The organism is Parvibaculum sp., assembly GCF_045863935.1.
Lineage (GTDB): Bacteria > Pseudomonadota > Alphaproteobacteria > Parvibaculales > Parvibaculaceae > Parvibaculum.
This window is the reverse complement of the sequence record NZ_BTVP01000082.1, coordinates 1-3,647: the sequence shown is the minus strand read 5'-3', so window position 1 is coordinate 3,647 and position 3,647 is coordinate 1. Positions and strand designations below refer to the sequence as shown.

3 protein-coding genes are annotated in these 3,647 nt (G+C 62.0%); 1 reads left to right on the top strand and 2 read right to left on the bottom strand.

From position 1 onward, the window contains the following. Together ACKUUH_RS17205 and ACKUUH_RS17200 are read right to left on the bottom strand one after the other, a co-directional pair. Window positions 1–1,187, bottom strand: a 1,187-nt coding sequence (locus tag ACKUUH_RS17205; RefSeq protein ID WP_407951116.1) for an ABC transporter permease, incomplete at its 3' end; no start/stop codon positions are given. Window positions 1,188–1,239: 52 nt separating this feature from the next. After that, the gene (locus tag ACKUUH_RS17200; protein WP_407951115.1) at window positions 1,240–2,085 is read right to left on the bottom strand and encodes a hypothetical protein; all 846 of its coding nucleotides are present in this window, start codon (window positions 2,083–2,085) and stop codon (window positions 1,240–1,242) included. 282 nt (window positions 2,086–2,367) lie between these two features. Between ACKUUH_RS17200 and ACKUUH_RS17195 the strand changes: the two genes are divergently transcribed. Continuing rightward, window positions 2,368–3,555, top strand: coding sequence for an AAA family ATPase (locus tag ACKUUH_RS17195; protein WP_407951114.1), 1,188 nt, complete (start codon window positions 2,368–2,370; stop codon window positions 3,553–3,555). Window positions 3,556–3,647 lie beyond the last annotated feature (92 nt).

Genomic DNA, 3,647 nt, shown 5'->3' with positions numbered 1-3,647 from the left:
GCGAGCCTTCTGGCGAACAAATAGCTGCCCAGGGACGCGCTGCCGATGGCGATCGCTGTCAGCACGAGGCACTCCGGCATGATGCCCCGCAGTCCTTGTCCCTGAATGAGTCCCATGAAGCCGTCATAGGACCAGCCGTTGATGGTGAGGAGGCCCAGCTTCTGCATCCATTCGGGCATGATCCATCGGGGAACCATGCTGCCGCCGACGGCGCTCATCGCCAGCACAACAACCGTTCCGACCGAATCGATTTGTTCCGCATTTCGACAGAAGGAGCCGATCAACACGCCAAAGCCGGTAGTGGCGAGGCAGGTGGTGATGGTGAGCAGGAGCAGCCCCCCGGTGATGGCCCAGATGTCCACGCCGAACAGCAGCCACGCGTACAGATACATGGCGTAGCACTGGACCATCGCGATCAGCAGGGCGTAGAGCATTTCACCGAGCAGGATGTGGGCGGGCGTGATAGGGGCGGCGAGCAGGCGGCGCATCTCGCCGGTGCCGAGTGCCTCGAGGATGGCCCGGGCGGCGGCGGCGGCGCTGAAGAGCAGAAACATCGGGACGATGCCCGCGAGAAAGGTGTGCTTGGCGGCGATTTTCATCCGCTGACTGGTGACGTCTCGACGATCGACCCTGACAAGGAGCTTCTGGTTCGCCGGCGCGGTCGTGGATTGTTCACCCGCCACCGAGGCAAGCGGGCGCATCATGCCCTCGAAAAATTCACGGCCGGCGGCCATCTGGAGCATGCCGACGACGATCTCCGACTCGGTCGGTTCCAGCTTGTCGTAATAAACGATGACGCCCTTGTGCCGTGGGCCTGACATCATGTTGGGGGCCTCGCCGAAGCCCTTTGGGATCACCAGCGCGACGCGAAACTTGCCCTGGTTGCGGATCAGGTTCTGGGCTGATTCAGCGGTCAAGGGCGCGGCGCCGGCGCTTTCACTTTCATTGCGGATGATGCGAACATTCTGCTCGACCAGTTCCTCGATCAATCGCCTCGATGCCGGGGACTGGTCTTCGTCGATGACGGCGACGCGGAACGGGCGGCCGGCGGGCCCGGCGAAGATCTGGGTGAAAATGGTGTAGAGGACGACACTCGGCAGAAAGACGACGGCGATTGTCGCAGGCGAGCGCGACAGCACCCGAACGTGCCGGCCGGCGAGGATGCAGATAATGCGGATGGAGCGCATGGTCGGGTCTTTCACCTACGCCCAGCGAGTGTAGAACATGCGTCGATGTGTGTCACGCCGTTTGCGCTGCGGGCTTACCGCCTTCCGGCTTGATGACGCGCTTGGGCAGCCGGGCTTCCTTGGCCTGAAGGAGGAGGCCGGCGATCCACAATCCGGCGATCAGGCCGATGCCGATGCGCGGCTCGTTGAAGATCGAATCTCGCGCATCGGGCCATTGGGCGCAGATCAGGGTCATGGCGCTCGTCACGGCGAGACAGGCTCCGAGGAGCCCGAGCCAGATGATGGTGAAGATGCGGAGGGCCCAGAATGCCAGGATGCCGCCGACCACGGCTGCCGCCAGCGGCAAGAGCCATCCGATGGGGCCGAGCGCCTTCAATTCCGAGATGACCTTCTCCTTGAACTTCTCTAGTTGGACGGCGGCCTGATTGAGCTGGTTGCGCTGCTGCTCTTCCGAGGTGGGGAGCTCCAGCACTCTTGCGCCTTCCGTCTTACCCCGTGCGGCGTCGACGGCCGGGAGGTAACGGGACAAGTCGCCGCGTCCGAGTTGGAAGGTCGTCGCGGCGAAGAATAGTACGACGACCGATCCGCCGGCCAGCCAGATGCGATAAGTTCGATAGGCGATGATGGTCAGCACGAGCCCAAGGACCGCGGCAGAGATCGGTCCGGGCGTTCCGACAAGGTCAGAGGCCTGCCAGCCGATCCATCCGCCGAGAATGAATCCGAAGCAACTCACGACCATGCGCTCCGACTTGCCACTGCGAAAGACGAGAAACAACCCCGCGCAGAGCACGGCGAGGCTGCCGAAGACCAGGGCGGGCGACGGCGGAAGCTCCGGAACGTAGTAGTGGAGTAGCTCCTGAAAAGTTTGGAGCCAGGTTTTGTGGTCGGTCGGCGGCATTTAGCAAATCCAGTGCCGAAGGCGGTCGTTGCAGCAACGCGGGGGTATTGGGGTGTTGCCCGGTGAATATTGCGAGCGCATCGGGCAAACGCGGCGGCCCCGCTTATTGTGCATCCGCTATCAGGATAACCGTCTGCGGCGCTATTGGCCATATCGTCCGAAATCGTTCGGCCTTTCGCATCAGAATGGGGATTTTCAATATCTGATGCTCCGGCAGGGGGGAAACCGAGTTTGGCGAGGTTTCGGGGATGGGGTAAACTGGATCGATTCGGAGAACCCGCTATGGCGAATGCCTCATCAACGCTTTTCGGCAAGTCCCGTCACCAGGGCGTTCGTGTCGTGGTGACCGGTCAGGTCGGTGTGGACAAGAAGGAGTTCCTCGAGGAAGTGGTGCGCATCGCCTCGACCCGAGGCAAGCAGGTCGCGCTCTGCAACGTCGGCGACATGATGTACAAGGAGGCGCCGGACATCGTTCAGGGGCGCATTCTGGACCTCCCGCGCACAAGATTGAACACGCTACGCCGGGCGGTCTTCAAGGACATCATCAATCTCGCCGAGCGGACCGAGAACGTGATCGTCAATACGCACGCCACGTTTCGCTGGAAGCACGGGCTCTTCGAGGCGTTCGACTTCGATCACATGACGACGCTGGACGCCGACCTTTACGTCACCCTGGTCGATAACGTGGACGCGGTCCACGAGCGGCTCTTGCGCGAGCACGATATCGTCCATACCCTGAAGGACATCATGGTCTGGCGCGAGGAGGAGATTCTCGCGACGGAAATCCTCGCCCACGCCATCGGCGGTCATGGCAAGTATTACGTCCTCGCGCGCGGGCACGCGGCGTCCACGGCGGAGTCGCTGTATCGGCTCATGTTTGAGCAGCATCGCAAGCGAATCTATCCGAGCTTCCCGATGTCGCATGTCATGGACATGCCGGACGTGCTGGCGGAGATCGACGGCTTCCGCGATGCCCTGGCCGAGCATTTCATCTGCTTCGACCCGGGCGATCTGGACGAGAAGCGTCTGCTCTTTGAAGCGGCCGAGGCGACGAAGCGCGGCGAGGGCAAGATCACGCTGGAAGTGAACGGCAGGATGCTCGACTTCAGCGTGCCCGCGGTGACCGACGTCGCCCCGGACATCGACAGCCAGATCTACGCCCGCGACTTCAAGCTCATCGACCAGTCGGACATGATCGTCAGCTACGTGCCGGAGCTGCCGGGCGGCATTCCCGGCCTGTCATCGGGCGTCGAGCGCGAGCTTCAGCACGCCTTCGAAGGCACGAAGGAAGTCTATGTCATCTGGCGTCCGAAGAAGGAGCCCTCTCCCTTCATCACCGAGACGGCGACGCGCGTCTTCCCGTCGGTGGACGATTTGTTCAAGCACTTTCAGGCGAAGGGCTACATCGGTAATTACCAGTTGAACCTCCTGCGCACAGGCGCGCCGAAGGAGCGAGGCCGCTTCGGGTAATTTGATTGTTCTAGTTTCAGGTAGAGTCTCGCGTTGATTACTGGTTGAGCATCTTCGTCTGAATCGCCGTCGGGACTTCGCCGTAGATCGGG